Here is a 26,407-nt window from a genome sequence, read left to right as displayed (position 1 = left end):
TTTAAGCTCCTCAACCAGTGTTATGGCTTTATCAGATGCTCATCAGCTACGCTAGCCGAGGCCTTCGGAGGCTTGCTAGCCGTCGTGCTCATCATAACAACCATAATGCATTAGCCAGGAGTGTCCATGTCGTATGATCGTTCCGAGCCGGTCGTCAGCCCGGCGCTAAGTGGTGTGCACCATCTTGTATTACTGCTGGTGGCCATCGGCAGCTTGCTGGCGGCGATCATGTGGCTTTCCATACCCACGGCGGTGGCGCTGATCGTGGCGGGGAGCCTGGCGATCACGCTGTGCCTTGTATGGGGCGTCCCCTGGGAGCGCCTGGAGGCGGACCTGTTGTCAGGCATTCAGGCGATGCTCATTCCCATCCTGATACTGATCTGTGTCGGGATGATGGTGGGTGTCTGGATGCTCTCAGGGACGATCCCCGCGATGGTGACTCTGGGGCTTGAGCTGCTGACGCCGGCGCTGTTTCTAGTAGTGGCGTGTCTTTCCTGTTCGCTGATGTCGGTGATGGCCGGCACTTCGTGGGGCACGCTCAGTACCATTGGTGTGGCGCTGATGGGGGTGGCGGCGGGGCTGGACATACCGCTTGCCTGGGCGGCGGGGGCCATCGTGACGGGCACCTTCTTCGGCGATAAGCTTTCGCCGCTTTCCGATACCACGGTCATGGCCTCTGCGGTTTGCGAGGTCAATATCGTGACCCATATTCGCCATATGCTGTATTCCACCCTGCCGGCCTATCTCATTGCGCTGGGGGTATACGCGTGGCTGGGAAGCAGTATCAGCGGTACTCAAGACGATACACCGGCGCAAACGGCGCTGCTGGTGGATACGCTCCATCAAGTGTTCAGCACCAATGTGATCACGTTCTTGCCACCGGTGGTGGTGTTTATCTGCATTTTGTTGAAAAAACCGGTGCTGCCTTCCTTTGCCGTGGGTATTGTGTGCGGCGCCTTGATTGCGCTGCTGCTGCAAGGCGCAAGCCTGAGCACCATTGGCCAGGCAATGAATGGCGGGTACAGCTCCAGCACCGGTGTGGAAATGGTGGACAGCATGCTTTCCCGGGGCGGCCTGCAGAGCATGATGTCGACGGTGGCAGTGTTGATTGCGGCCGCCGTATTGGGCGCGCCGTTTAAAAGCGCGGGCACGCTGGATGCGGCCATCATACTGCTCAACAAGCGCCAGGCAGGGCGTCGGCAGGTGCTGGGAAGTGCCATGGGGCTGCATAGCCTCGCCTTTTTACTGACCGGCAGCTACTATGTAACCTTCGCCCTCCTGGGGCCTCTGCTTCGCCCGCTAGTGGCCAATAGCGGCACGCCTACCAAGAACTTGTCGCGGATTCTAGAAGATACCGGCACGACGCTTTCACCGCTCATCCCCTGGGGAGTTACGGGTGCCTTCACCGCAGCAACGCTTGGGGTATCCACGGCGGATTTTCTGGTCTATGCCATTCTCTGTTATGGCGCCATCGCGTTTTCACTTTTCTACGTCGTGAGTGGTATCGGTTTAGGGCATAAAACGCGGGATTCAAAATAGAGATGAAGCCTGGGGCTATCACGCTAAACTACACCCGGCGGGTCAGAAAGACCTCAGGACACTGTTGTGTGGGTGAGTGGCCCGGTTAAGTAGTAAAACCGTATTTTCATAGTGTGCATCAAAAAGGGAAGAGTGAATGCAAACCACTGATCGACAACGGACGTTTACGGAATACGCGCTGATCGTATTGATGCTGGGGGTCGTGGCATTGGTGCTCTGGAAGCTGGTTGGTCTTCTGCTGTTGATTTTCGGCGCGGTAGTGGGTGCCTGTCTGTTGCAAACCTGCATGGCACCACTTTTGCGGCTGGGGGCGCCGCGCTGGCTGGCGCTGTTGAGCGTGATTCTTGGATTGATAGTGGTGCTGGGGCTGATCAGTTGGGGGTTCGGAGCGCAGGTGTCATCCGAGCTTGAAGCATTGACCTCTCTGCTGCCGGACGCCTGGGCGCAGCTCCAGGAGCGCATCGAGGGAACCTCCCTGGCGCCGCTTCTGGATAATGCGGCGGAGCGGGCGGGTAGCCTGTTTGAAAACGGTATTTCCCAGGTGGGCATGGTGGTGGTCTCCATGGGCGGTAGCGTCGTCAACTTCTTTGCGCTGATTGTTGGCATGGTCTACCTGGCCGCGCAGCCCGGCGTTTATCGTCGTGGTTTGCTGCTGCTGGCGCCGGTCAAGAGCCGCCCCAAATTAGCAGATGCGCTGGATGAAAGTGGCAAGGCGCTGCGCTTCTGGCTGGGCGGGCAGTTGATTGCCATGATCGTTACCGGGCTGCTGGTGGGAATCAGCATGTGGCTGCTGGGTGTGCCTGCCCCGTTGGGTCTGGGCCTGATTGCCGGGCTGCTGGATTTTGTACCGCTGGTGGGGCCGATGGTAGCCGCCATTCCTGCGCTGCTGCTGGCCTATACGGTCAGCCCGCAAACCGCGCTGTTCGTGCTGATTGCCTATACGATTATTCAGCAGATCGAGGGCAATATCCTGCAGCCCTTGATACAGCAGCGGGCCGTGAACCTGCCACCGGCGATGCTGTTGTTTTCGCTGTTCGCGGCAAGCACCTTGTTTGGCGTGGCCGGTGTGCTGCTGGCCGCCCCGCTGACCGTGGTGCTGTTCGTGCTGGTCAACCGGCTCTACGTGACGCGCGAGGAAGGCGCGCCGTAGATAGCGTCAAAGGTAATAACCATCGTCGCATAAATGATTTTACGCTCCCTGAGCGCAACGTTAAGCTTATAACCATTACCCCTACCGCCGAGAGCGCCTGTTTTCATGCAGGCGCTCTCGGCATTTCAAAAAGGTGAAAATATGTCAACGATGACACCGGCGGCGAGTACCGGTTACCGGGTGCCGCTGATTGCCACGGCGGCAATCGTACTGGGCGCGCTACTGATTGGCGTGGTGTTTGGGTCCAACATAGGTCTTTTGATGATCGTGGGTGGTTTGTTGGGCATGGTGTTGTATCACGCCGCCTTCGGCTTTACCGCCGCCTGGCGGGTATTCATTACCGAGCGCCGTGGGCGCGGCCTGCGCGCGCAGATGGTCATGCTGACGATTGCCGTCGTGCTGTTCTTTCCGGCGCTGGGTGCCGGCACGCTGTTTGGCAACGAGGTGCGTGGCTTTGTGTCGCCTATCGGTATCTCCGTGCTGTTTGGTGCCTTTCTGTTTGGTATCGGCATGCAGCTGGGCGGCGGGTGCGCGTCGGGTACGCTGTTTACCGCCGGCGGCGGCAATGCGCGCATGCTGATAACGCTGGTGTTCTTTATCGTCGGCTCGGTAATCGGCACGGCGCATTTTGCCTGGTGGCAGAGCCTGCCCGCTTTTCAGCCGGTGTCGCTGATTGATATTGCCGGTACAGGCGGTGGTATGGCGATCAGCCTGGTGCTGTTTGCCGCCATCGCCGCCTTTACGCTGGTGATGGAGAAGCGCCGTCACGGCCAGCTGGAAAAGGCGCCGCTGGTGGAAAAGCACGGCGCTGCGCGCTGGCTGACTGGCCCCTGGCCACTGCTTGCCGGCGCGGTCGCTCTGGCGCTCTTGAACTTTGCCACTCTGGCACTGGCGGGCCGCCCCTGGGGCATTACCTCCGCGTTTGCGCTGTGGGGCGCCAAAGGGTTTGAACTGGTGGGCGGTGATGTCAGCCAGTGGGGCTACTGGCAGGCGCCGGGCAATGCGGCGGCCCTGGAGGCCAGCGTATGGAGCGATATCACCACGGTCATGAACGTGGGTATCATGCTGGGGGCGCTGGCGGCGGCCCATCTGGCCGGGCGGTTTGCGCCCAACTTCAGGATTCCGCTGCGCTCGGTTCTGGCCGCCGTGCTGGGTGGGTTGATGCTGGGCTACGGCGCGCGGCTGGCGTTTGGCTGCAACATCGGGGCTTACTTCAGCGGCATCGCATCCGGCAGCCTGCACGGCTGGGTATGGCTGGTGGCGGCCTTTGCCGGCAACATGCTGGGCGTCAGGATCCGGCCGTTCTTTTTTGATGGCGTGGAAGGCCGCAAGCCCGTTGCCAAGACGAGCTGACCGCCTCTGGAACGTGCTATGCGAATATTACGCCCCGGCCCAAAGCCGGGGCGTTTTTCATGGCGATCATCGTGTCGCTTCCACCTTTGTCGTACTAGCATGTTACATTATCGGCAAACGCCGCCAACGCCCTGCGTTGCTGCATCGCAATAGAAATCGACATGAATGAGAGCGCCTATGTCCACGACGAGTAAACGCCCCTTATATATTCCTTATGCCGGTCCTTCTTTACTTGAAATGCCACTATTGAACAAAGGCAGCGCGTTTACTCAAGAGGAGCGCCTGGCCTTCAATCTGATTGGCTTGCTGCCGCAAAATGTCGAAACCATCGATGACCAGCTAGAGCGCGCTTACCGCCAGTACCAGCAGTGTAATAGTGATCTTGAGCGCCACATTTATCTGCGCGCCATTCAGGACGACAACGAAACCCTCTATTTCCGCCTGGTATCCGAGCATCTTGAAGAGATGCTGCCGATCATCTATACGCCGACCGTAGGCCAGGCGTGCCAGGAATTTTCCAATATTTATCGCAATCACCGGGGGCTGTTCATCGGCTACCAGGATCGCGAGCATATGGACGACATTCTGCGCAGCGCCACCAAGGATAACGTCAAGGTCATCGTGGTCACCGACGGCGAGCGCATTCTGGGCCTGGGTGACCAGGGCATCGGCGGCATGGGTATCCCGATCGGCAAGCTGGCGCTGTACACCGCCTGTGGCGGTATCAGCCCGGCGCATACGCTGCCCATCATGATCGATGTGGGCACCAACAATCAGGCGCTGCTGGATGACCCCATGTACATGGGCTGGCGCCACGAGCGGGTAGGGCAGGAAGAGTACGACGCCTTCATGGCGCAGTTCATCTCGGCGTTGAAGCGCCGCTGGCCCAACGCGCTGCTCCAGTTTGAAGACTTTGCCCAGGCCAACGCGGTGCCGCTGCTTGAGCGCTATCGCAACGAGCTGTGCTGCTTCAATGACGATGTTCAGGGCACGGCGTCCGTGGTGGTGGGCACCTTGATGGCCGCCTGTCAGGCGCGTGAAGAGACCATCGCTCAGCAGCGCGTGGTGTTCGTGGGCGGCGGTTCGGCGGGGTGCGGCATTGCCGAGCAGGTGGTGGTTGCCATGGAAGCCGAAGGGCTCACGGAAAGTGAAGCGCGCGCGCGTATCTTTATCGTCGACCGCGAAGGCCTGATGACCACGGACCAGCCCTGGCAGCGCGATTTCCAGCGCCGCCTGGCCCATGATCCTGCGCTGGTGGCCAACTGGAACGGTCAGGGGCTGGAAGAAACCATCGCTCAGATGAAGCCCACGGTGTTGATTGGCGTGTGCGGTCAGCGCGGGATCTTCACCGAGCAGGTGGTCAAGACCATGCACGCTGGCTGCGAGCACCCGGTGATCATGCCGCTTTCCAACCCGACTTCCCAGGCGGAAGCCGTGCCGGAAGACGTGATCCGCTGGACCGACGGCCAGGCGCTGGTGGCGACCGGCAGTCCGTTTGCGCCGGTGGTGTATAACGGCCGCACCTACCCGATCGCCCAGTGCAACAACGCCTATATCTTCCCGGGCATCGGCCTTGGCGTCATTGCTGCCAATGCCAACCGGGTTACCGATGAGATGCTGATGAGCGCCTCCCGGGCGCTTGCCCGCGAAGCACCCATCGTCAAGGAAGGTAGAGGTGCGCTGTTGCCGCCGCTGTCGCGGATTCGTGAAATCAGCCAGTCCATTGCCTTCGAAGTGGCCGCCACTGCCCAGCATAATGGCGTTGCGTTGACGACCAGCGGCACCAAGCTGCGCGAAGCGATAGAGAAAGCCAGCTGGTCGCCTGAGTACCGCACCTATCGCCGCCGTGCCGTTTAAGACGCTGCTCAAGAAATAGCGAGGCAAAAAAAGCCCCCACCGAGGTGGGGGCATGCAAGCATTGGTAGGTGTTACTCAGGCTGCGCCGATCATTTTGCGCAGCACGTAGTGAAGGATACCACCGTGGCGGTAGTAAGCCAGCTCATTGAGCGTATCAATTCGGCACTTGGCATCAACGCTACGTTCCTGTTCACCGTTTTTGATTACCACCTTGACCGTCTTGCCGGGGCTCAAATCGCTCAAACCGGCAATCGATATCTCCTCATCCCCCGTCAGCCCCAAGGTTTCGCGGGTCTCGCCTTCCGGGAACTGCAGCGGCACCACGCCCATGCCAATCAGGTTGGAGCGGTGAATGCGCTCAAAGGATTCGGCAATCACGGCGCGCACGCCCAGAAGCCGTGTACCCTTGGCGGCCCAGTCGCGTGAGGACCCCGTGCCATACTCCTTGCCAGCGATCACGACTAGCGGCGTACCGGCGTCCTGGTACTTCATGGCCGCGTCATAAATCGACATCTGCTCGCCGCTTGGCACGTAGCGGGTTTCGCCGCCCACCACGCCGTCCAGCATCTCGTTCTTGATACGTACGTTGGCGAACGTGCCGCGCATCATCACTTCGTGATTACCCCGGCGAGAGCCGTAGGAGTTGAAATCCACCGGCGTGACGCCGTGCTCCTGCAGATAGCGGCCAGCGGGGCTATCGGGCTTGATCGAGCCTGCCGGTGAAATGTGGTCGGTGGTCACCGAGTCACCCAGCATGGCCAGCACGCGGGCGTTGTGTACATCTTCAATCGCATCCGGCTCGCGGCCCATGCCTTCAAAGAAGGGCGGATGCTGAATGTAGGTGGAGTCGGGCCACTGGTATACCTGGCTCTCGGAGACGTTGATGGCCTGCCAGGTCTCGTCGCCTTCAAAGACCTCGCCGTACTCCTTGCGGAACATCTCGGTATTGACCTTTTCCACCGCCTCGGCGATCTCGGCCTGGGAAGGCCAGATATCCTTCAGGTAGACCGGGTTGCCGCTTTCGTCTTCGCCCAGCGGGTCCTTCGTCAAATCGCGCTGCACGTTACCGGCCAAGGCGTAAGCGACTACCAGGGGCGGCGAGGCAAGCCAGTTGGTTTTCACCAGCGGGTGCACGCGGCCTTCGAAGTTGCGGTTACCGGAAAGTACCGAGGCCACGGTCAGGTCGCCCTGGTTGACGGCTTTTTCGATGGCTTCCGGCAGCGGGCCGGAGTTGCCGATACAGGTGGTGCAGCCATAGCCCACCAGGTTGAAACCCAGTTCGTTCAAGTCGCCGTCCAGCTTGGCGGCGGCCAGGTAGTCGGTCACCACCTTGGAGCCCGGCGCCAGCGAGGTCTTTACCCAGGGCTTGGTGGTGAGGCCTTTTTCACGCGCCTTGCGGGCCAGAAGGCCAGCGGCCATCATCACGCTGGGGTTGGAGGTGTTGGTACAGGATGTGATCGCGGCAATTACCACGGCCCCCGGATCGAGGCTGAAGGAGTGATCGCCGAGGGTGACGTCCTGGCTGTCTGCGTGCTTGAAATCACCTTCAAGGCTGCGGTCGATACCCACCGCCGTCTGGCCACCTTCGGAGTCGAACTTGCCCTTTTCGGTAGTGGGCTGCGCCTTGGCATCGTCCTGCATGATCTTGTCGAAGGCGGCGGTCATGTCTTTCAGCGCAACGCGGTCCTGCGGGCGTTTGGGGCCTGCCAGACTTGCTTCCACTTCGGTCATGTCCAGGTGCAGGGTATCGCTGAATACCGGCTCGTCGCCCGGCTCGCGCCACAGGCCCTGGGTCTTGCTGTAGGCTTCCACCAGCGCGACCTGGTCATCTTCACGGCCGGTCAGGCGCATGTAGTTGAGCGTTTCGTCATCCACCGGGAAGAAGCCACAGGTGGCGCCGTATTCCGGGGCCATGTTAGCAATGGTGGCACGGTCGGCCAGCGGCAGGTCTTTCAGGCCATCGCCGTAGAACTCGACGAACTTGCCTACCACGCCCTTCTTGCGCAGCATTTCGGTAACGGTGAGTACCAGGTCGGTCGCGGTAATGCCTTCGCGCAGCTTGCCGGTCAGCTTGAAGCCGATCACTTCCGGAATCAGCATGGACACCGGCTGGCCCAGCATGGCGGCTTCCGCCTCGATGCCGCCCACGCCCCAGCCCAGTACGCCCAGGCCGTTGATCATGGTGGTGTGAGAATCGGTACCTACAAGGGTATCGGGGTAGGCGAACGTGGCGCCATCTTCATCCTTGGTCCAGACCGCGCGCCCCAGGTACTCAAGGTTTACCTGGTGGCAGATGCCGGTGCCGGGCGGCACCACGCTGAAGTTGTCAAAGGCCTGCTGGCCCCAGCGCAGGAACTCGTAGCGCTCGCGGTTGCGCTGCATCTCGATATCCACGTTTTCCTGAAACGCGGCGGCGTTACCGAACTTGTCGACCATCACCGAGTGGTCGATGACCAGATCGACCGGGGAGAGCGGGTTGATGCGGGCCGGGTCTTCGCCGAGCTTTTCCACCGCGGCGCGCATGGAGGCTAAGTCCACCACGCCGGGCACGCCGGTGAAATCCTGCATCAATACCCGGGCGGGGCGGTAGCCGATCTCACGGCTCGATTTACCCTCTTTCTGCCAGTCGACCAGCGCCTGCATGTCTTCCTGGTCAACGCTTTCGTCATCGGCGAAGCGCAGCTGGTTTTCGAGTAGAATCTTGAGTGACTTGGGCAGCCGGTCGATATTGCCGAGCGCATCGGCTGCCTTGGGGAGGCTGTAGTAGCGGTACTGCTTGCTGCCTACATCAAGTGTCTGGAGGGTGTCGGGTGTGCTGCTCATGCCTTTCTCCTTTCATTGTGCGGCGTCTAACGCAACGCGACGGTCACTGTTTTCCTTTTAGTATGACCTACATAGTAGTAGTACATGCGTGTTTATAAAGGCCGTTTCAAGGTGTCTTCGCCTAATAGCGAAGGTCAACCCTTGCAATAGCTTGTACTTGGCGCCATTTCAGGCAGACTCTTGGCGACTCTTAGTCCTTTACGCATAGTCCGTTACGCATAGTCCGTTAGTGCGACTTTATCAGCTAGACATTTACAAGGTGGTGTCATGGAAACGCGTCATGAACGTTTGATTATTCTTGGTTCCGGCCCTGCGGGGTACACAGCGGCCGTTTACGCAGCGCGGGCGAATCTGAAGCCGCTGCTGATTACCGGAATGCAAGCGGGTGGCCAGCTGACCACCACGACAGACGTCGATAACTGGCCGGGCGATGCCGAGGGCGTTCAGGGCCCGGAGCTGATGGAGCGCATGAAGGCTCATGCCGAGCGCTTTAACACCGAGGTGTTGTTTGATCATATCAACGAGGTCAGCCTGGGTGAAAAACCCTTTACCCTGAAAGGCGACAGCGCGACCTATACCTGTGATGCGCTGATCGTGGCTACCGGCGCCAGCGCCCGCTATCTCGGCCTGCCCACCGAGCAGCAGTTCATGGGTCAGGGTGTTTCGGCCTGCGCGACCTGCGATGGATTCTTCTACCGCAACCAGGAGGTCATCGTGGTGGGCGGGGGAAATACGGCGGTGGAAGAAGCGCTGTATCTCTCCAATATTGCCTCCAAGGTAACCCTGGTGCACCGCCGCGATACGCTGCGCGCTGAGAAGATTCTACAGGACAGGCTGTTTGAAAAAGTGGCTGCGGGCACCATGGCGCTCGAGTGGTTCCAGGAAATCGACGAAGTGCTGGGTGATAACACCGGGGTTACCGGCGTGCGTTTGAAGTCAACCCGCGATGGCAGCACCAAGGAGCTGCACGCGCCGGGGCTGTTTATCGCCATCGGCCACAGCCCCAATACGGGGATCTTCGAAGGCCAGCTGAGCATGAACGATGGCTATATCAAGGTGAACTCCGGGCTTGAAGGCAACGCCACCGCGACCAGCGTGCCCGGTGTGTTTGCCTGTGGCGATGTCATGGATCATATCTACCGTCAGGCGATTACCTCGGCGGGCAGCGGCTGCATGGCCGCGCTGGATGCCGAGCGCTACCTGGACGGCATTGCCTGGCCTGAGGCTTCGACCGAGTAACGAGGGCTTAGCAGCCCTTCGGTGCGCCCTCCACCCGTGCCCGACCCAGGGTGCTGAGCACCAGGCTGGCGCCTTGAGCGCTGGTCTGGCGGCTGGCCGGGCAGATGGAAAAAGTACTGTTGAACCCCGTGGCATGGCCAAGCGGGGTGTACCTGATACGGTCATGGCCGTTCTTGGCAACGCTCACCCCAAAGGTTGCCGGAAATACCCGCACTATCTCGCCTTGCGCAATGCCACGCAGCTTGTCGGCACTTACCAGCATCAGCTCGCCACTCCAGTCGCTGGCACAGGCCGTGCGGTCCCGGTTGGCCGGGCATAGGGTGGTCGGCGCGCGGTGGGTGATCGCCGCGCTGCGCGCCAGCGAAAGCGCTGACTGCAGCCGGTTTATCTCGCTGGTCACGGCGGTGCGCTCGCCCAGCGCATTGAAGCTGGGGACGCCCCAGGCGGCCAGCACGCCGATGAGCACCAGCACCACCAGCAGTTCCAGCAGGGTGAATCCTGGTGCCGGGTATCTGACGCTAGTGGGGTAGGGCATGACACGCTCCCGATTGCTTGACCTGTTCAGCCGGCTCGCTATCCTCTGTGTCCCCATCCGGCCTTGGCCGGTTATCCAGTCAGCCAGAGCAGGCAACCCGAGTGAGCGATGTTCTAATTATTGGCGGCGGTGTCATCGGCATGATGACCGCGCTGCAGCTAGCCGATGCCGGCCAGCAGGTCATCCTGGTGGAGCGCAGCATCTGCGGAAAAGAGGCTTCCTGGGCCGGTGGCGGCATCGTGTCGCCGCTTTACCCCTGGCGCTATGCCGAGCCTATCTCGCAGCTATCGCGCTGGTCAGAAGGCGCCTACCCGACTCTGGCTCTGCGCCTGCTCGAAGAGACCGGTATCGACCCCGAGTACCGCCAGAAAGGTCTTTTGTACCTGAATGTGGATGACGAGGAAAGTGCGCTTGGCTGGGCGCGCCAGATGGGCAAGCCACTGGTACGCGTGGCGGCCGACTTCGTGCGCCAGAAAGAGCCCGACGTGGCGATTACCCATGAAAACGCGCTATGGATGCCGACGCTGGGCAGCGTGCGCAACCCACGCCTTGGCCAGGCGCTGCGCGCCAAGCTGTTAACCATGCCCAACGTAACGCTGCGCGAGCAGTGCGAGGTGCAGGGCTTTCGTCAGCATGGCGCGCAGGTTACCGGCGTGAATACCGCGCAGGGAGTACTTGAAGCCGAGCGGCTCGTCATCTGCGGCGGCGCCTGGACGGCGAGGCTGTTGGCCATGCTGGAGGTGCGCCTGCCGGTGCGCCCGGTAAAAGGGCAGATGATTGCCTATCAAGCCCCGTTGGGCCTGGTGCAGCGCGTGGTATTGAAAGATGGCCGTTACGTCATCCCCAGAAGCGACGGCCTGCTGCTGGTAGGCTCCACCCTTGAAGAAACCGGGTTCGACAAGACCACCGATGACGCCGCGCTGGCCTCTTTAAAGCAGAGCGCCGAGCGTATCGTGCCTGCGCTCAAGAAGTGCCCGGTAGCCTACCACTGGGCGGGGCTGCGTCCGGGGTCGCCTGCGGGCCTTCCATTCATGGGTGCCTTGCCACAAAGGCCCAACGTGTTTATCAACGCCGGGCACTACCGCAACGGTCTGGTGCTGGCGCCTGCCTCTACGCACTTGCTGGCCGATCAGCTGCTGGCGCGAACGCCACTGATCGACCCCGCCCCGTTCTTGCCTACGTCTGAAAGGCTGAACCAGTCCGGTTAATGAGCCACGCCTAGACGCCGCCGTTCTTGTCCGCTTGCTCCTGAGCAAAGCGGTCGCGGTGGGCGCTTGAGCAGAACCACTGTTCGTGGTCGCGCAGCGCTTCGGTTTCCGGCACGTGCACCTCGCACCAGCGGCAGCGCACCATCTGGCCGCCGTCATGGCGGTTCAACGCCTGGTGTTCGGCGTCGCGGGCCAGTTTGTGCTGGCGGTACATGCTGTAGAGTTTCAGGCCCGCGTAAAACACCACGGCAAAAATAATCAGACGAATGATCAAAAGGTTCATCCTTGTAGGCCCTCCGGTACGGAGATGAAAGCGTTCAATGCGGTGCAGGCTTTGCCAGCGGGCGGCCCTTGCGGGACAATGCATTGATGCAGGTGACAATGTTCAAGATTCTCAAGAGATTTTAACGCCCATGCAAGATTTAACGCTGGTAATGGCCCAACTTGACCCGCTTGTCGGGGATATTCCCGGCAATGCGGCGCGCGCTATCGAAGCCGTGCGCGAAGCGCGCATTGAGCATGGGGCGGATATCGTTATCTTCCCTGAGCTGTTTCTCTCCGGGTATCCGCCGGAAGATCTATTGCTGCGTGCCTCCATGGAAACGCGTCTGCGCGAAGCGCGGGCGAAAATGGCCGAAAAGGTCGCCCGTGATGTCCTGGTGATCATTGGCTATCCGGGCGTGCGCGAAGGCAAGCGCTACAACCTGGCGGGGGTGCTTTACAACGGTCAGTGGGAGGCCGAGTACGCCAAACAGGCCCTGCCCAACTACCAGGTGTTCGACGAGCAGCGCTACTTCACTTCGGGCACCGAACCCTTGGTGTACGAGCACAAGGGCGCCCGCCTTGGGCTTTTGATCTGCGAAGACCTGTGGGAAGGCGCGCCGGTCAAGGCGGCCAAGGCCGCCGGCGCCGAAGTGCTGATCAGCCTCAACGCCTCGCCCTACCATCAGAACAAGCCCGGCGAGCGCCTGCGGCTTCTGGAACAGCGCGCTCAAGAGGTGGACCGTCCGATCGTGTACGTGAATACCATCGGCGGGCAGGACGAGCTGGTGTTTGACGGCGGTTCCAAATGCGTGGATGCCAAGGGGCAGCTCAAGGTATTGGCACCCTACTGGCAGGCGGGGCTGATGCCGGTGCAGCTGTTGCAGACCAGCGCGAACGTCTGGGAGCCTCAGGCTGGCGAGATCGAACCGGACGTGGACCCCGAAGAGAGCCTCTACTGCGCGCTGGTGACCGGCGTGCGCGACTACGTCAACAAGAGCGGTTTTGAAGGCGTGGTGCTGGGGCTTTCCGGAGGCATCGACTCGGCGCTTTCCCTGGCGATTGCCGTGGACGCTCTGGGCCCGCAGCGGGTGCAGGCGGTGATGATGCCGTATCACTATACCGCTGATATCTCCCGGCAGGATGCCGCCCAGCAGGCCGAGATGCTCGGCGTACATTACGAAGTGATGCCCATCGAACCCATGGTGGAGGCGTTCATGGCCACGCTGTCGGAAAGCTTTGCCGGCACCGCGCGTGATACCACCGAGGAGAACCTGCAGTCGCGGTGTCGTGGTGTGCTGCTGATGGCGCTGTCCAACAAGAAGGGCCTGATGGTACTGACGACGGGCAACAAGAGCGAAATGGCGGTGGGCTACGCCACGCTCTACGGCGACATGGTGGGTGGTTACAATGCTCTCAAGGATGTCTACAAGACCTGGGTATATCGGCTGGCCCGCTGGCGCAATACGCAGTCGCCGGCAATTCCCGAGCGGGTAATCGAGCGTCCGCCAAGCGCCGAACTGGCGCCCGGCCAGCAGGATAGCGACTCCTTGCCGGATTACGACGTGCTGGACGCCATCCTGTTGAGCTATATCGAAGGCGATATGAGCGCTGAGGCGATTATTGCGGCCGGTTTTGACGAAGAAGATGTCTACAAGGTGGTCAAGCTGGTCGACCGCTGCGAATACAAGCGTCGCCAGGCGCCGGTAGGTGTGCGGGTAACGCCACGCGGTTTCGGGCGCGACCGGCGCTACCCGATCGTCAACGGCTGGCAGCCCGGCGAATAGCACGTTCGCCATGCCCAACGCAAAAGGCTCCTGATGTCAGGAGCCTTTTTGTTATTGCGGCAGCAACGGGTCAGAAGCTTTCCCACTCGGGTTCCGGCTGGCGCTGGGCAGGGCTCAGCGCCGGCTGGCGGGCAGCAGGCGCGGTGGCGGTGGCGGGCGCTGGGTGTTGAGTCGCCGGTTGAACAGAGCTTTGCGTCGCTTGAGGAAGTTTGAAGGCTTCCATCATTTGCAGAAGCTGACGGGCATTGTGGCGCAGGTTTGACGCAGATTTGGCGCTTTGCCCCACCAGTGCCGCGTTCTGCTGGGTCACCTGATCCATTTCGGTCACGGCCTGGCCGATTTCCTGTACACCGGCACTCTGTTCGGCGCTGGCGTTGCTGATCTCCTGCATGATGGTGGTCACGCGATCAATGGCCGCCACGATCTCTTCGGTGGATCTGCTTGCCTCTTCGGCACGCTGGTTGCCGTGCTTGACGCGCTCCAGGTTGCTGGCGATCAGCTGATTGATTTCCCGCGCGGCTTCCGCGCTGCGCTGGGCAAGGTTGCGCACCTCTTCGGCCACCACAGCGAAGCCGCGGCCGTGCTCGCCGGCGCGTGCGGCCTCGACGGAGGCGTTAAGCGCCAGAATGTTGGTCTGGAAGGCAATGGAGTCGATGGTCGAGGTAATGCCCGCGATTTCCTGGGAGCTCTGGTTCAGCTCGTTCATGGTATCCACGACCTGATGCACCGCATTACCGCCTTTGGTGGCGATGTGCGATGCGCTCTGTGCCTCCTGACTCGCCTGCACCGAGTTCTCCGCATTGAGTTTTACCGTACTGTTGAGCTCCTCCATGGCAGAGGCGGTTTCCGCCAGGGCGCTGGCCTGCTGTTCGGTGCGCGCCGACAGGTCGTTGTTGCCCTCGGCAATCTGCTCGCTATTGGACGCCACGGCCTCAGCCGACGCGCGTACCTGGGTAACGATAGTTTGCAGCTGCTGGGCCATGGCGACCTGAGACGCCATGATGCTGCGCGTGTCGCCTTTTTTGAGCTGCCCCTTCGTGGTCAGCTCGCCTCGGCCGATAGCCTCGGCAAACGCTTTGACCTCATGCGGCTCGGCTCCCAGCTCGCGCAGTAGCTGACGGGAGAGAAACATCGCAATTACGCCGCCTACCACTAGTGCAAACAGCGTCAAACCGAGCATCAGCATCTGAAAGCCTGATGCGGTTGCGCGCGCTTCAGCCGTACTGGCGTCGTTGATCTGGCCTTGCAGGTCAATGAACTGATTGATGCGGCTCAGCCATTCACTATAGGCCGGCCCTGCCTGGTCGAGCATCAGCGTCCGGTCAAGGCCATCAGGGCCTGTATCGTGGGCGTCGATGACCTGCCGGGTCAGGTCGCGGGCAATCACCGCCTGGCTTTCAATGCGCTCACGCAGGTTCTGTTCGCTGGGCGTTGTCGAGTACTGACCAATGACTGCCTGCATGCCCGCCGTGGCGGTCTGGTAATCATCCTGCAGGCGCTGAATATCGCCACGCAGAGCGCTCTGGCGGCTGCTGTCATTTGCCATGACGATATCGCGCAGGGCGATGGCTCGGTCGTGCACGCTGCCACGCATGTCTACGGCGAAACGCTGCTTGGCGCCATTGATATCGTTGATGGCAGTAAGCCCACGGTCAATCTGGTTTACCTGATAGATACCGACGGCCGTCAGCGCAATCAATAGCGCCAGCAGGGTAGAGAAGGCGAGTATCAGGCGCGTGCTTATCTTGGCGCCGGCAAATCGGGCGTTTAACGTGGACATAATCAGTTCCTTGAGCGCGGGGGGAGACGCTTTTACTGGGAGGCGTTCAGGATACTAATACGCTATCTATTTTTTGTACAATTATTGTATCAATTAATTTTTGCTATATATCGCTAAAGTAAAAAACCACGCCGAAGCGTGGTTTTCAGAAGAGGTAGCGCGCTGGATAAACCAGGCGTTACGTACGCCGCGATATCGAGATCAGTCGAGATGCTTGGGTACGAAGCGCCCGCCTTGAAGCTGCTCGTGGTCCGGGGCGTTTTCGCGCAGCACGGCCAGCACTTCGCCCGCACGGTCATCCATGCCCAGGCCCTGGTAGCCTTCGATCATGGTGGCCAGGGCATCGCGCGTAGCGCTGGACTCCGGGTAGTGCTCTACCACCCAACGGCCACGCTCGACCGCGGCCAGGTAGGCGCCGCGGCGCAGGTAGTAATCGGCCACGTGCAGCTCATGGCGTGCCAGCAGGTCGCGCAGGTAGACGATACGCTGCTGGGCGTCCGGGGCATATTCGCTCTGCGGGAAGCGCTGAATCAGCTCGCGGAAGTCGTTGTAGGCATCGCGGGAGGCACCCAGGTCGCGCTTGGAAATATCGATCAGGCGCAGGCGCTCCAGGCTGAATCGGCCCGCCTGCCAGGCGGAAAGCCCGCGCAGGTAGTAGGCGTAGTCGGCCTGGGGGTGGTCCGGGTGCAGGCGAATGAATCGGCTGGCGGCGGCACGCGCTTCTTCCCAGTCACCGTTTTCGTAGTAGGCGTATACCAGCTCCAGTTGGGCCTGTTCAGCGTGGGGGCCAAACGGGTAGCGGGTATCCAGCGCCTCTAAGCGCTCGATGGCAATGGGGTAGCGGTTGCTGTCCAGCGCTGTACGCGCCAGTTCGTAGAGTTCGCGCTCCTGTACGCCGGCAAACTCGTCTTCCTCTTCCGGGGTCGTGTCGTTACTGGCGCAGCCTGCCAAAAGGGCAAGGCTCAACGCAAGGGCACCAAAGCGGTTGGCAGCAGAAAAAACGCGCATCATCATCCTCGTTGCAAGCAAGCCTCAATCACCGAAAAGCGACGATGGCCATAAGTAGAAATGGTAGAATAGGTCGCAATCAGCCCACTATAAATCACCTCGACACAAAACGCAGGCTTAGCAACGTTTTGTCGGGTGTCGTCAAAGGAAGTAACGTCATGTCCCGGATAGTTGAAGCCACGCAGCGTGTGCCAGCGACGCTTGCAGGTGCGCGGTTGGACCAAGCCGCCGCCGAGTTGTTCAGCGATTACTCCCGCGAACGGCTGAAAGCATGGATCAACGCCGGCGAACTGACCGTGGATGGCGTCAAGGTCAAGCCCAGGGTAAAGCTGCACGGCCATGAAGTGCTTGAGCTCAACGCCACCATCGAAGAAGACCTGCGCTTTGAGGCTCAGGATATTCCGCTCGACATCGTCTATGAAGATGACGCGGTGATGGTGATCAACAAGCCTACCAACATGGTGGTTCACCCAGCGGCGGGCAACCGGGACGGCACGCTGCTCAATGCGCTGCTCTATCATCATCCGGTGCTTGCCGAGGTGCCTCGGGCGGGCATTGTGCACCGTCTGGACAAGGACACAACCGGCCTGATGATGGTGGCCAAGACGATTCAGGCGCAAACGGTGCTGGTCGAGCAGCTCCAGGCGCGCAGCGTTTCACGCCAGTACGACGCGGTGGTGATCGGCAAGCCCGTGTCGGGCAGCACTATCGATGCCCCGATTGGCCGCCATCCCAAGGATCGCAAGCGCCAGGCGGTGACCGCTTCGGGCAAGCCCGCCGTGACTCACTTTCGGGTGGTCGAGCGCTTTCGCGCCCACACCCACGTGCGCTGCCAGCTGGAAACCGGGCGTACCCACCAGATTCGCGTGCATATGTCTCATGCCCGCTATCCGCTGATTGGCGACCCGCTCTACAGCGGCCGGGCCAAGCTTCCGCCGGGTGCCGCCGGCCCGCTCAAGGAGATTCTGCGTGAGTTCCCGCGCCAGGCGCTGCACGCCCGCAAGTTGAGCTTTGTGCACCCGGTAAGCGGTGAAACCATGACGTTTCATGCCGACCTGCCCGATGATCTACTAATGTTGTTGGACTATCTGCGCGAAGACAACGAGACCATGCAATGAGTGATGCCATCGATTTACGGCCGACACTACTGATCCCTGACTGGCCGGCGCCTGACAGTGTGCGTGCCTTTGTTACCACACGCGAAACCGGCCCGAGCCAGGGTGAATTTGCCGCCTTCAACCCGGCCGCTCACGTCAGGGATAACCCGGACCATGTCGCGCTTTGCCGCCGTCTGCTGCAAAAGGAGATCGGCGACGAGCGCCCGCTTTTATGGCTGAACCAGACCCACGGGGCGCGGGTACAGCAGGGCTACCAGGCGGATGTGCCGGAGGCGGACGCTGCGATGGCCACCTCTGCCGATTACGCCTGCGTGGTGCTGACCGCCGACTGCCTGCCGGTGATGTTCTGCAACCGCGCCGGCACCCAGGTGGCCGTGGCCCATGCCGGCTGGCGCGGCCTGGCGGGTGGTGTGCTGGAAGCCGCCGTGGCCGCCATGAACTGCGAACCCGATGACATCCTGGTCTGGCTGGGCCCGGCGATTTCCAACGCCCAGTTTGAAGTAGGCCCTGAAGTGTACGGCGCCTTTGTGGCCGTGCACCCGGAAACCGCCGAAGCGTTTGATCATAGCCCCTACCGCATGGGCCACTACATGGCCGACCTTTACCGGCTGGCGCGGTTTCGTCTGGAAGCGCTGGGTATCGAGAACATCAGCGGCGGACACTTCTGCACCGCCTGCGAGTCGCGCTTTTACTCCTACCGGCGCGATGGCGGCAAGACCGGCCGCATGGCCAGCGTGATCTGGATCAAGCATTAGTCGGGATAAGCGCTTCACCTCTTGAAAATCGGCAAAACGGCGCCATTTAACCTGTCAAGCTAATCGTCATTAGCACGTTAAACGACTTTATTGGGCCACGCCGTGCGTCCGAACGCAGGGCTACCCCAGGAGGAGCGCTATGCGTTTTGACAAGTTTACTGCCAAGCTTCAGGCGGCCATCGCCGAAGCACAATCCCTGGCCGTTGGCCGCGGCCATCATCAGCTGGAACCCTCTCATCTTCTGCTGGCGCTGCTGGATACCCGAGACACGGGCATCAAGGCGTTGATCGAAAAGGCCGAAGGCAGCAGCACACGCTTGCGCGAAGCGCTGGTACAAGAGCTCGACAACTTGCCCAAGGTGAGCCAGTTCGACGGCGAAGTGCAGCCCTCGCGGGATTTCATCAAGCTGTTCAACCTGACCGACCGCGAAGCGCAAAAGCGTGGCGACCAGTTTGTCGCCAGTGAGCTTGTGCTGCTGGCCGCGCTTGAAATGAACGGCGCGGTAAGCAAACTGCTGAAAGGTGCAGGACTTGGCCGTAAAAGCCTCGAAGCGGCCATCAACAGCCTGCGCGGCGGCGCGACGGTGGACGACGCCAACGCCGAAGACCAGCGCGAGGCGCTCAACAAGTACACGCTTGATCTCACCCAGCGGGCGCTGGACGGCAAGCTCGACCCGGTCATTGGCCGCGACGACGAGATTCGCCGCACTATTCAGGTGCTCCAGCGGCGTACCAAGAACAACCCGGTGCTGATCGGCGAGCCGGGTGTGGGCAAGACTGCCATCGTGGAGGGCCTGGCCCAGCGCATCGTGAACGGGGAAGTGCCCGAAGGTCTGAAAGACAAGCGCGTGCTCTCGCTGGACATGGGCTCGCTGCTGGCCGGCGCCAAGTTCCGTGGCGAGTTCGAGGAGCGCCTGAAATCGGTACTCAAGGAACTCTCCCAGGAAGAAGGGCGAGTCATCCTGTTCATCGACGAGCTGCACACCATGGTGGGCGCCGGCAAGGCCGAAGGCGCCATGGACGCGGGCAATATGCTCAAGCCGGCGCTTGCGCGCGGCGAGCTGCACTGCGTGGGCGCCACCACGTTGGACGAGTACCGCAAGTACATCGAGAAGGATGCGGCGCTCGAGCGCCGCTTCCAGAAGGTGCTGGTCGATGAGCCCAGTGAAGAGGATACCGTGGCCATCCTGCGCGGCCTCAAGGAGCGCTACGAGGTGCACCACGGAGTGGATATCACCGACTCGGCGATCATTGCTGCGGCGAAGCTCTCCACCCGCTACATCACCGACCGCCAGTTGCCGGACAAGGCGATTGACCTGATCGACGAGGCGGCTTCGCGGATTCGCATGGAGCTCGATTCCAAGCCTGAATCCATGGACCGCCTCGACCGCCGCTTGATTCAGCTCAAGATGGAGCGCGAGGCGCTCAAGAAGGAGACCGACGAGGCGACCAAAAAACGCCTTGAGGCGCTCAGCAATCAAATTCATGAGCTGGAGCGCGAGTACGCCGATCTCGACGAGATATGGAAGGCAGAGAAGGCCAGCATTCAGGGCTCAGCGCAGTTCAAGGCGGAGCTTGAGCAGGCGCGGATCGATCTGGAGCAGGCCCGCCGCCAGGGCGACCTGGGGCGCATGTCGGAAATTCAGTACGGCAAGATTCCCGAGCTCGAGAAGAAGATTGCGGAAAGCGGCGAAGGCGAGGCGGATACCGCCAGCCACCAGCTGCTGCGCTCCAACGTCACCGAAGAAGAGATCGCCGAAGTGGTCTCGCGCTGGACCGGCATTCCGGTATCCAAGATGCTGGAAGGCGAGCGCGACAAGCTCCTGCGCATGGAAGAGGCGCTGCACCAGCGGGTGATTGGCCAGAACGAGGCGGTGGAAGCGGTGGCCAACGCCGTACGCCGCTCGCGGGCCGGGCTTTCCGACCCTAACCGGCCCAACGGCTCGTTCCTGTTCCTCGGCCCCACCGGGGTGGGCAAGACCGAGCTTTGCAAGTCGCTGGCCAACTTCCTGTTCGATACCATTGATGCGATGGTGCGTATCGACATGTCGGAGTTCATGGAAAAACACTCCGTGGCGCGGCTGATCGGTGCCCCCCCGGGCTACGTGGGCTATGAAGAGGGCGGCTACCTGACCGAAGCGGTGCGCCGCAAGCCTTATTCGGTGCTGCTGCTCGATGAGGTGGAAAAGGCGCATCCGGATGTGTTCAACATCTTGCTGCAGGTGCTGGAAGATGGCCGCTTGACCGATGGCCAGGGCCGCACGGTGGATTTTCGTAATACCGTGATCGTGATGACCTCCAATATGGGGTCGGACATCATTCAGCGCATGGGCGGTAACTCCAGCGATGATCAGGACAGCGACTACGAGCTGATGAAAAATGCGGTGATGGAGGTGGTGGGTAACCACTTCCGCCCGGAGCTGATCAACCGCATCGATGAAGTGGTGGTCTTCCACGCGCTGGGCCAGGAGCAGATTCAGGCGATTGCCGGTATTCAGCTCCAGCGCCTGAAGGCTCGTCTGGCCGAGCACAGCCTGAGCCTTGAGATCAGCGACGATGCCATGGCCCAGCTGGCGGTGGTGGGGTTTGACCCGGTATACGGCGCGCGTCCGCTCAAGAGGGCCATTCAAAGCCGCATCGAAAACCCGCTGGCCCAGGACCTGCTGGCCGGCAAGTTCCTGCCGGGCGATACCATTCATATCAGCGCTGAAGAGGGCAAGCTTGTGTTTACTGCATAAGCTTTTATGACTCGATACGCCCCGCTTGGCCTCGCCAGCGGGGCTTTTTTTGCGCTTATGCCCAGGCTTTGCCCCTTCATGGGGCATTGGAGGTTGACATGCTTGGATGCTAATGGAATCTTAACAGTTCCTGATTTGCGGGCGCGGACCTGACGGGTAACCCCTATTTACCGCGCGAAGGGTAGGCAAGCGCCTTTACCCGCCGAAGGACTTCCGGGCTTGGGCTAACCGCTCGACCTGGCCAACGCCCCGACGCGGCAATCCGCCGTGATAGGGAGTTGCCGGCTCATATCAACATGAGCCGGTGCTCTCAGAGAGTGCAGGCCCTAACCGGGCCGTATGCCAGGGTTTGGCATCAGGTGCCGGCATGGGCCGGCAGCGGCATACCGCCGCACTCGACACCGCAGGATGTCCTGCGGATCGCACTCGAGACCTCCAGGGGAGAAACACAGTGGAACTGCTTTCCGGCGCAGATATGATTGCCCGCTTCTTGCAAGATGAGGGCGTCGAATACATTTATGGTTACCCCGGCGGCGCAGCGCTGCATATCTATGACGCGCTCTTCCGTCAGGACAAGGTAAAACACATCCTGGTTCGCCACGAACAGGCCGCCACCCACGCCGCTGACGGCTACGCCCGCGCTTCGGGCAAGCCCGGCGTCGTGCTGGTGACTTCCGGTCCTGGCGCTACCAATGCGGTTACCGGCATTGCCACTGCCTACATGGACTCCATTCCCATGGTCGTGCTGTGCGGCCAGGTAATGAGTCATCTGATCGGTGAAGATGCCTTCCAGGAAACCGATATCGTGGGCGTGACGCGCCCGATCGTGAAGCACAGCTTCTCGATTCGTCATCCGTCAGAAATTCCTGAAGTGCTCAAGAAGGCGTTCTACCTTGCGTCTACCGGCCGTCCTGGCCCGGTGGTCGTGGATATCCCCAAGGACATGACCGCCCCCACCGAGCGCTACGAGTACATCTACCCGAAAAAGGTCAAGCTGCGCTCCTACAACCCGGTGACGCGTGGTCATACCGGGCAGATCAAGAAAGCCGTCGAGCTGATGCTCAAGGCCAAGCGCCCGGTGTTCTATACCGGCGGTGGCGTGGTGACCGGCAAGGCCAGCGAAGGCTTGACCGATCTGGTCAAGAAGCTGGGCTTCCCGATTACCACTACCTTGATGGGCATTGGTGCCTACCCGCAAAGCGACCAGCAGAGCCTTGGCTGGCTTGGCATGCACGGCTCTTTTGAATCCAACATGGCCATGCACCATGCGGATCTGATCATTGCCATTGGCGCGCGCTTTGACGATCGTGTGACCAACAACACGTCCAAGTTCTGCCCCACGGCCAAGATCATTCACGTGGACGTGGACCCAAGCTCGATCTCCAAGACGGTGCGTGCTGATGTGCCCATCGTGGGCCCGGCGGACAGCGTCATCAGCGAGATGATCAGCCTGGTGCAGGGGCAACCGATCACGCATCCTGAAGCGCTGAAAGAGTGGTGGGAAAAAATCGACGGCTGGCGCGCCGAGCGTCACGGCAAGCTGTATGAGCCTTCCAAGCCCGGCGAGGCGTTGAAGTCTCAGGAAGTGGTCGAAGCGCTGTGTCGCATCACCCGCGGTGAAGCGTACGTGACCACGGATGTCGGCCAGCACCAGATGTTTGCCGCGCAGTACTACAAGTTCGACAAGCCCAATCGTCTGATTACCTCTGGCGGGCTTGGCACCATGGGCTTTGGCTTCCCGGCCGCCATGGGCATCAAGCAGAACTTCCCGGACGACGATGTAGTGTGCGTGACCGGTGAGGGCAGCTTCCAGATGATGATGCAGGAGCTGTCGACCTGTAAGCAGTACGGGGTGGGCGTCAAGATCCTCAACCTCAACAACGCATCGCTGGGTATGGTGCGCCAGTGGCAGGACTTGAACTACAAGTCGCGCCACGCGCACTCCTATATGGAGTCGCTGCCGGATTTCCATCTGCTGATCGAGGCGTACGGATTTACCGCCATTACCGTCACTACGAAAGAGGAACTCGAACCCGCGCTTGAGCGCGCGTTTGCCGACAAGCACGAGCTTGTGTTCCTCGACGTGAAGGTTGATCCCTTTGAGCACGTCTACCCGATGCAGGTGCCGCTTGGCTCCATGCGCGACATGCTGCTGTCTAAAACGGAGCGTACCTGATGCGACATATCATCTCGATTCTGTTGGAAAACGAACCGGGTGCGCTGTCGCGTGTGGTCGGACTGTTTTCTCAGCGCAATTTCAACATCGAAACGCTGAACGTGGCGCCCACCGAAGACCCGTCGCTTTCGCGGCTGACGGTGACCACGGTAGGCGATGACCGGGTGATCGAGCAGATCACCAAGCATCTCAACAAGCTGATCGATGTGGTCAAGCTGGTCGATCTTACCGAGGGCAACCACATCGAGCGCGAGCTGATGCTGGTGAAGGTCAAGGCGCTGGGCGCGGCCCGCGACGAGGTGAAGCGCACCGTGGATATCTTCCGCGCGCAGATCGTCGACGTGACGCCAAGCCTCTACACGGTGCAGATTACCGGCGACGCCGCCAAGCTCGACGCTTTCCTGCAGGCCATGGCGCCGGTAGGGATACTTGAAGTGGCGCGTACCGGGGTGTCTGGCATCGCGCGGGGAGATAAGGTGCTTTCGCTCTAAGCCATCCGTGGGTTTTTATTGAGTGAGTACTTAAGGCGCTGCCTCTTTGAGGTGGCGCTTTTTTTATGGCTTTCTTTTCCGGGTTTGGCTCAGCGCTCGCTAATCGCCGTCCACAGCGCATCGATAATCGGATTTTTCAGCCGCCGATTGAGAACGCACAGGCCGACATCGTAGTGGGGGAGTTCGGGCTTCACGTTCAATACTCTGACCCGGTTGGCGAGCGGACTGTTGTCCAGCACGATTTTAGGCACCACGCCTACGCCAAAGCTCAACCCCACCATGCTCACGATAGCCTCGTGACCCGCAACCTGGGCATAGATACGCGGGCTCACACCCAGCGCCTTGAACCAGGTATTGGCGTGTTCCCGCGATAATCCCGCTTCAGAAAGAATCATGGGCACTTGCTGCCACTGCCCGGCGGTCGAGCTCTCGGGGCTGGCGGGCAGCCATTCGCAGGGCTCTGTGGGGGCGATGAAGACCAGCGGCGAGCGGGTGAGCGATTTAAACGCCAGGGCGTTGGGGGGAATGCGTGGGCGCGGCGTGATGGCCATGTCATCGTCGCCCTCCATCACTCTTTTCATGGCATCGGCGGGGTCGCCGGTATGCAGTTTCAGCTCGATACCCGGATGGCGCGTACGCACATCGCTCAATAGCTCGTAGAGAAAGCTGTAGCTTGCCGTTACCGAGCAGTAGATGCTGATTTCGCCACTAAGCTGTGCGGTATTGGCCAGGCGGCGCTTGGTCATCTCCCACTGTTCCAGCGTCTCGCGGGCATAGTGCTGAAAGCCAAGGCCGTGGGCTGTCAACGTTACGTGGCGGTTGTCACGCTCGAACAACAGGGTGGAAAGCTCGCTCTCCAACTGTTGGATCGAGCGGCTCAGGGTCGAAGGGCTGACGTGACAAAGCTCGCTGGCACGCCCAAAGTGCAGCGTATCGGAAAGCACCACAAAATGTTTGAGTAGGCGAAAATCCATGCAAGTATCGTCATTTCATATGATGAAACAGTGTATTGCAAATATGGCGTTTTACGCAAAGTGGCTCCTGGCGTAAAGTGGCTTTACGCCTTACCTAACGCTGCATGAGACGGCGCAGGTGGCCATCAGCGCTGACACGCTTTGCAACGAATCAACTTAATAACAATAAAATATCTATGTAGCTCGACGGGGTGCGCTTTGGCGCGCCCCGTTTGTTTATGTGCTGCCAGCGGTATTCAATTTACGCTTCCTGATGCAATTGACTGGCTGAGCAAGACTCACCGTGTAGAATGAAAGTGTTCACTATGTGTGACTCTATATCAAACGGATGACATCTATGACTCAGGACGCTCGCGATCAAGAGCACGCCAAACCTTCCTTGCCGGAAACTAACGACGGCCATCATGAAGTCGGTAACGAGGATCTGGCGGCTGCTTTCTTACGTGATACAGAAGTCGTCGAAGAAGCCCTGGAAGATGGCAAGAAGATTCGACGTAAAGGAATTTACCTGCTGCCTAACCTGTTTACGACATCGGCACTGTTTTCAGGTTTCTTTGCCGTTGTAGCGGGTATCAATGGCGAGTTTACCTCGGCCACGGTCGCTATCTTTATTGCCATGGTGCTTGATGGTCTGGATGGACGCGTGGCGCGCATGACCAATACCCAAAGCGCCTTTGGTGCCGAGTACGATAGCCTGGCCGACATGATTTCCTTTGGCATGGCCCCGGCGTTGGTCGCCTTTACCTGGATACTTCAGGATATCGGCAAGACCGGCTGGGTGGTGGCGTTTCTATATGTGGCCTGCGCCGCGCTCAGGTTGGCGCGTTTCAATGTACAGATCGGCAGTACCGACAAGAAGTGGTTTATCGGCCTGCCCAGCCCTTCAGCAGCGGCACTGGTTGCGGCCAGTGTATGGACCTTTCACAGCTTCGATGCCGATGCGTTTGGCTTCAAACTGTTGATGCTGGTCGTCGTGGCCGCCGCGGGCATTCTGATGGTCAGCAATATCCGCTACTACAGCTTCAAGGATCTCGACTTCAAGAAGCCCGTACCCTTTGTTGTGCTGCTGGCGGTGGTGCTCGGTTTCGTCATGATCTCGGTTGAGCCGTCTGTAATGCTGCTTTTGCTGTTTGGTGCCTATGTGCTTTCAGGCCCCGTCTATGCAGCCATGCGTAAGGCCAAGCCGAAGAACTGAAACTTTTTCAGCCTGTTTGCAAAAAGGCCTTGCACAACCGGCGGCGAATCCGTAAAGTACGCATCCGCTGCCGGGGACGCCAAGCGTTACCAGCGGTGCACGAAGGTGAAAACCTTCGGTTTGTCAGGTAGTTAGCGGTTTTGGATGTGGCAGGTTTTACATCGAAAACAACGCCCTTGACAAACACCAGGAAATGCGTAGAATACGCCTTCCTCGCTGAGGCAAGCGGCTCCGGTCATCGAGTCGATACTTTCTTCAAGCGAAACCGCTCTTTAACAATTTGATCAGGTAATTCATGTGGGCGTTTGCCGATGAGGGTGACAAGTCACCAAATATCAAGGCAGACGAACACAGCGATACTCTTCGGAGTATCACAGTATAATTCGTTTGAACCTTGAGCCAAGTTTGATCCGCTTTTGTT

At 60.2% G+C, this 26,407-nt stretch carries 19 protein-coding genes; 13 read left to right on the top strand and 6 right to left on the bottom strand.

Annotated elements, in window-relative coordinates; translation table 11 throughout:
* Nucleotides 1-126 precede the first annotated feature (126 nt).
* The 4 genes from B0H98_RS13930 to B0H98_RS13915 all read left to right on the top strand — a co-directional run bounded on the left by B0H98_RS13930 (nt 127) and on the right by B0H98_RS13915 (nt 5,899).
* Nucleotides 127-1,539, top strand: a complete 1,413-nt coding sequence (locus tag B0H98_RS13930) for a Na+/H+ antiporter NhaC family protein (RefSeq protein WP_106375673.1) — start codon at nt 127-129, stop codon at nt 1,537-1,539.
* 136 nt (nt 1,540-1,675) lie between these two features.
* On the top strand, nt 1,676-2,689 hold the full coding sequence (locus B0H98_RS13925; RefSeq protein WP_106375672.1) for an AI-2E family transporter: 1,014 nt from the start codon (nt 1,676-1,678) through the stop codon (nt 2,687-2,689).
* A gap of 141 nt (nt 2,690-2,830) precedes the next feature.
* On the top strand, nt 2,831-4,042 hold the full coding sequence (locus B0H98_RS13920; RefSeq protein ID WP_106375671.1) for a YeeE/YedE family protein: 1,212 nt from the start codon (nt 2,831-2,833) through the stop codon (nt 4,040-4,042).
* Between the two features lie 177 nt (nt 4,043-4,219).
* Complete coding sequence (locus B0H98_RS13915) at nt 4,220-5,899, top strand: NAD-dependent malic enzyme (RefSeq protein WP_106375670.1); 1,680 nt, start codon at nt 4,220-4,222, stop codon at nt 5,897-5,899.
* A gap of 75 nt (nt 5,900-5,974) precedes the next feature.
* On the opposite strand, the gene acnA is transcribed toward B0H98_RS13915, so the two are convergent.
* Nucleotides 5,975-8,722, bottom strand: coding sequence for an aconitate hydratase AcnA (acnA, locus tag B0H98_RS13910; RefSeq protein WP_106375669.1), 2,748 nt, complete (start codon nt 8,720-8,722; stop codon nt 5,975-5,977).
* A gap of 267 nt (nt 8,723-8,989) precedes the next feature.
* On the opposite strand from acnA, the gene trxB reads away from it, so the two are divergent.
* Nucleotides 8,990-9,961: a thioredoxin-disulfide reductase gene (gene trxB, locus B0H98_RS13905; RefSeq protein WP_106375668.1), complete on the top strand. Its 972-nt coding sequence runs from the start codon at nt 8,990-8,992 to the stop codon at nt 9,959-9,961.
* Between the two features lie 7 nt (nt 9,962-9,968).
* On the opposite strand, the gene B0H98_RS13900 is transcribed toward trxB, so the two are convergent.
* Nucleotides 9,969-10,496 (bottom strand): GspH/FimT family pseudopilin, encoded by a 528-nt coding sequence (locus B0H98_RS13900; protein WP_106375667.1) that lies wholly within the window; start codon nt 10,494-10,496, stop codon nt 9,969-9,971.
* Between the two features lie 101 nt (nt 10,497-10,597).
* On the opposite strand from B0H98_RS13900, the gene thiO reads away from it, so the two are divergent.
* Nucleotides 10,598-11,704: a glycine oxidase ThiO gene (thiO, locus tag B0H98_RS13895; protein WP_106375666.1), complete on the top strand. Its 1,107-nt coding sequence runs from the start codon at nt 10,598-10,600 to the stop codon at nt 11,702-11,704.
* A gap of 10 nt (nt 11,705-11,714) precedes the next feature.
* Here the strand turns inward: thiO and B0H98_RS13890 are convergent, their stop codons facing one another.
* Nucleotides 11,715-11,987: a PP0621 family protein gene (locus B0H98_RS13890; protein WP_106375665.1), complete on the bottom strand. Its 273-nt coding sequence runs from the start codon at nt 11,985-11,987 to the stop codon at nt 11,715-11,717.
* 130 nt (nt 11,988-12,117) lie between these two features.
* Here B0H98_RS13890 and B0H98_RS13885 point away from each other — a divergent pair, with 130 nt between their 5' ends.
* On the top strand, nt 12,118-13,752 hold the full coding sequence (locus B0H98_RS13885; RefSeq protein ID WP_106375664.1) for an NAD+ synthase: 1,635 nt from the start codon (nt 12,118-12,120) through the stop codon (nt 13,750-13,752).
* Between the two features lie 70 nt (nt 13,753-13,822).
* Here the strand turns inward: B0H98_RS13885 and B0H98_RS13880 are convergent, their stop codons facing one another.
* Nucleotides 13,823-15,532: a methyl-accepting chemotaxis protein gene (locus B0H98_RS13880; RefSeq protein ID WP_106375663.1), complete on the bottom strand. Its 1,710-nt coding sequence runs from the start codon at nt 15,530-15,532 to the stop codon at nt 13,823-13,825.
* 201 nt (nt 15,533-15,733) lie between these two features.
* Nucleotides 15,734-16,540 carry an outer membrane protein assembly factor BamD gene (locus B0H98_RS13875; RefSeq protein WP_106375662.1) on the bottom strand — a complete coding sequence of 269 codons (807 nt, stop codon included), beginning with the start codon at nt 16,538-16,540 and terminating at the stop codon, nt 15,734-15,736.
* A 158-nt stretch (nt 16,541-16,698) separates the two neighbouring features.
* Here B0H98_RS13875 and rluD point away from each other — a divergent pair, with 158 nt between their 5' ends.
* From rluD to ilvN, 5 genes are all read left to right on the top strand, one after another.
* Nucleotides 16,699-17,658, top strand: a complete 960-nt coding sequence (gene rluD, locus B0H98_RS13870) for a 23S rRNA pseudouridine(1911/1915/1917) synthase RluD (protein ID WP_106375661.1) — start codon at nt 16,699-16,701, stop codon at nt 17,656-17,658.
* Nucleotides 17,655-18,413 carry a peptidoglycan editing factor PgeF gene (pgeF, locus tag B0H98_RS13865; RefSeq protein WP_106375660.1) on the top strand — a complete coding sequence of 253 codons (759 nt, stop codon included), beginning with the start codon at nt 17,655-17,657 and terminating at the stop codon, nt 18,411-18,413. Before rluD ends, pgeF begins: the two co-directional genes overlap by 4 nt.
* A gap of 139 nt (nt 18,414-18,552) precedes the next feature.
* The gene (clpB, locus tag B0H98_RS13860) at nt 18,553-21,150 is read left to right on the top strand and encodes an ATP-dependent chaperone ClpB (protein WP_106375659.1); all 2,598 of its coding nucleotides are present in this window, start codon (nt 18,553-18,555) and stop codon (nt 21,148-21,150) included.
* Nucleotides 21,151-21,601: 451 nt separating this feature from the next.
* Nucleotides 21,602-23,326: an acetolactate synthase 3 large subunit gene (locus B0H98_RS13855; RefSeq protein ID WP_106375658.1), complete on the top strand. Its 1,725-nt coding sequence runs from the start codon at nt 21,602-21,604 to the stop codon at nt 23,324-23,326.
* The gene (gene ilvN, locus B0H98_RS13850; protein ID WP_018918924.1) at nt 23,326-23,817 is read left to right on the top strand and encodes an acetolactate synthase small subunit; all 492 of its coding nucleotides are present in this window, start codon (nt 23,326-23,328) and stop codon (nt 23,815-23,817) included. Before B0H98_RS13855 ends, ilvN begins: the two co-directional genes overlap by 1 nt.
* An 89-nt stretch (nt 23,818-23,906) precedes the next feature.
* Here ilvN and ilvY read toward each other — a convergent pair whose 3' ends face one another.
* A complete protein-coding gene (gene ilvY, locus B0H98_RS13845) occupies nt 23,907-24,791 on the bottom strand; it encodes an HTH-type transcriptional activator IlvY (RefSeq protein WP_106375657.1) in 885 nt (294 codons plus the stop codon).
* A gap of 337 nt (nt 24,792-25,128) precedes the next feature.
* Here ilvY and pssA point away from each other — a divergent pair, with 337 nt between their 5' ends.
* Complete coding sequence (gene pssA, locus B0H98_RS13840; RefSeq protein ID WP_106375656.1) at nt 25,129-25,986, top strand: CDP-diacylglycerol--serine O-phosphatidyltransferase; 858 nt, start codon at nt 25,129-25,131, stop codon at nt 25,984-25,986.
* Nucleotides 25,987-26,407 lie beyond the last annotated feature (421 nt).

It is taken from the genome of Vreelandella songnenensis (assembly GCF_003002925.1).
Classification (GTDB): Bacteria; Pseudomonadota; Gammaproteobacteria; order Pseudomonadales; family Halomonadaceae; genus Vreelandella; species Vreelandella songnenensis.
This window is presented reverse-complemented; position numbering and strand designations above follow the sequence as displayed.

Bases quoted from the DNA above. Each gene is read 5' to 3' on its own strand.
- B0H98_RS13930 (WP_106375673.1), top strand. From the start codon at position 127: ATGTCGTATGATCGTTCCGAGCCGGTCGTCAGCCCGGCGCTAAGTGGT.
- B0H98_RS13925 (WP_106375672.1), top strand. From the start codon at position 1,676: ATGCAAACCACTGATCGACAACGGACGTTTACGGAATACGCGCTGATC.
- B0H98_RS13920 (WP_106375671.1), top strand. From the start codon at position 2,831: ATGTCAACGATGACACCGGCGGCGAGTACCGGTTACCGGGTGCCGCTG.
- B0H98_RS13915 (WP_106375670.1), top strand. From the start codon at position 4,220: ATGTCCACGACGAGTAAACGCCCCTTATATATTCCTTATGCCGGTCCT.
- acnA (WP_106375669.1), bottom strand. From the start codon at position 8,722: ATGAGCAGCACACCCGACACCCTCCAGACACTTGATGTAGGCAGCAAG.
- trxB (WP_106375668.1), top strand. From the start codon at position 8,990: ATGGAAACGCGTCATGAACGTTTGATTATTCTTGGTTCCGGCCCTGCG.
- B0H98_RS13900 (WP_106375667.1), bottom strand. From the start codon at position 10,496: ATGCCCTACCCCACTAGCGTCAGATACCCGGCACCAGGATTCACCCTG.
- B0H98_RS13890 (WP_106375665.1), bottom strand. From the start codon at position 11,987: ATGAACCTTTTGATCATTCGTCTGATTATTTTTGCCGTGGTGTTTTAC.
- B0H98_RS13885 (WP_106375664.1), top strand. From the start codon at position 12,118: ATGCAAGATTTAACGCTGGTAATGGCCCAACTTGACCCGCTTGTCGGG.
- B0H98_RS13880 (WP_106375663.1), bottom strand. From the start codon at position 15,532: ATGTCCACGTTAAACGCCCGATTTGCCGGCGCCAAGATAAGCACGCGC.
- B0H98_RS13875 (WP_106375662.1), bottom strand. From the start codon at position 16,540: ATGCGCGTTTTTTCTGCTGCCAACCGCTTTGGTGCCCTTGCGTTGAGC.
- rluD (WP_106375661.1), top strand. From the start codon at position 16,699: ATGTCCCGGATAGTTGAAGCCACGCAGCGTGTGCCAGCGACGCTTGCA.
- pgeF (WP_106375660.1), top strand. From the start codon at position 17,655: ATGAGTGATGCCATCGATTTACGGCCGACACTACTGATCCCTGACTGG.
- clpB (WP_106375659.1), top strand. From the start codon at position 18,553: ATGCGTTTTGACAAGTTTACTGCCAAGCTTCAGGCGGCCATCGCCGAA.
- ilvN (WP_018918924.1), top strand. From the start codon at position 23,326: ATGCGACATATCATCTCGATTCTGTTGGAAAACGAACCGGGTGCGCTG.
- ilvY (WP_106375657.1), bottom strand. From the start codon at position 24,791: ATGGATTTTCGCCTACTCAAACATTTTGTGGTGCTTTCCGATACGCTG.
- pssA (WP_106375656.1), top strand. From the start codon at position 25,129: ATGACTCAGGACGCTCGCGATCAAGAGCACGCCAAACCTTCCTTGCCG.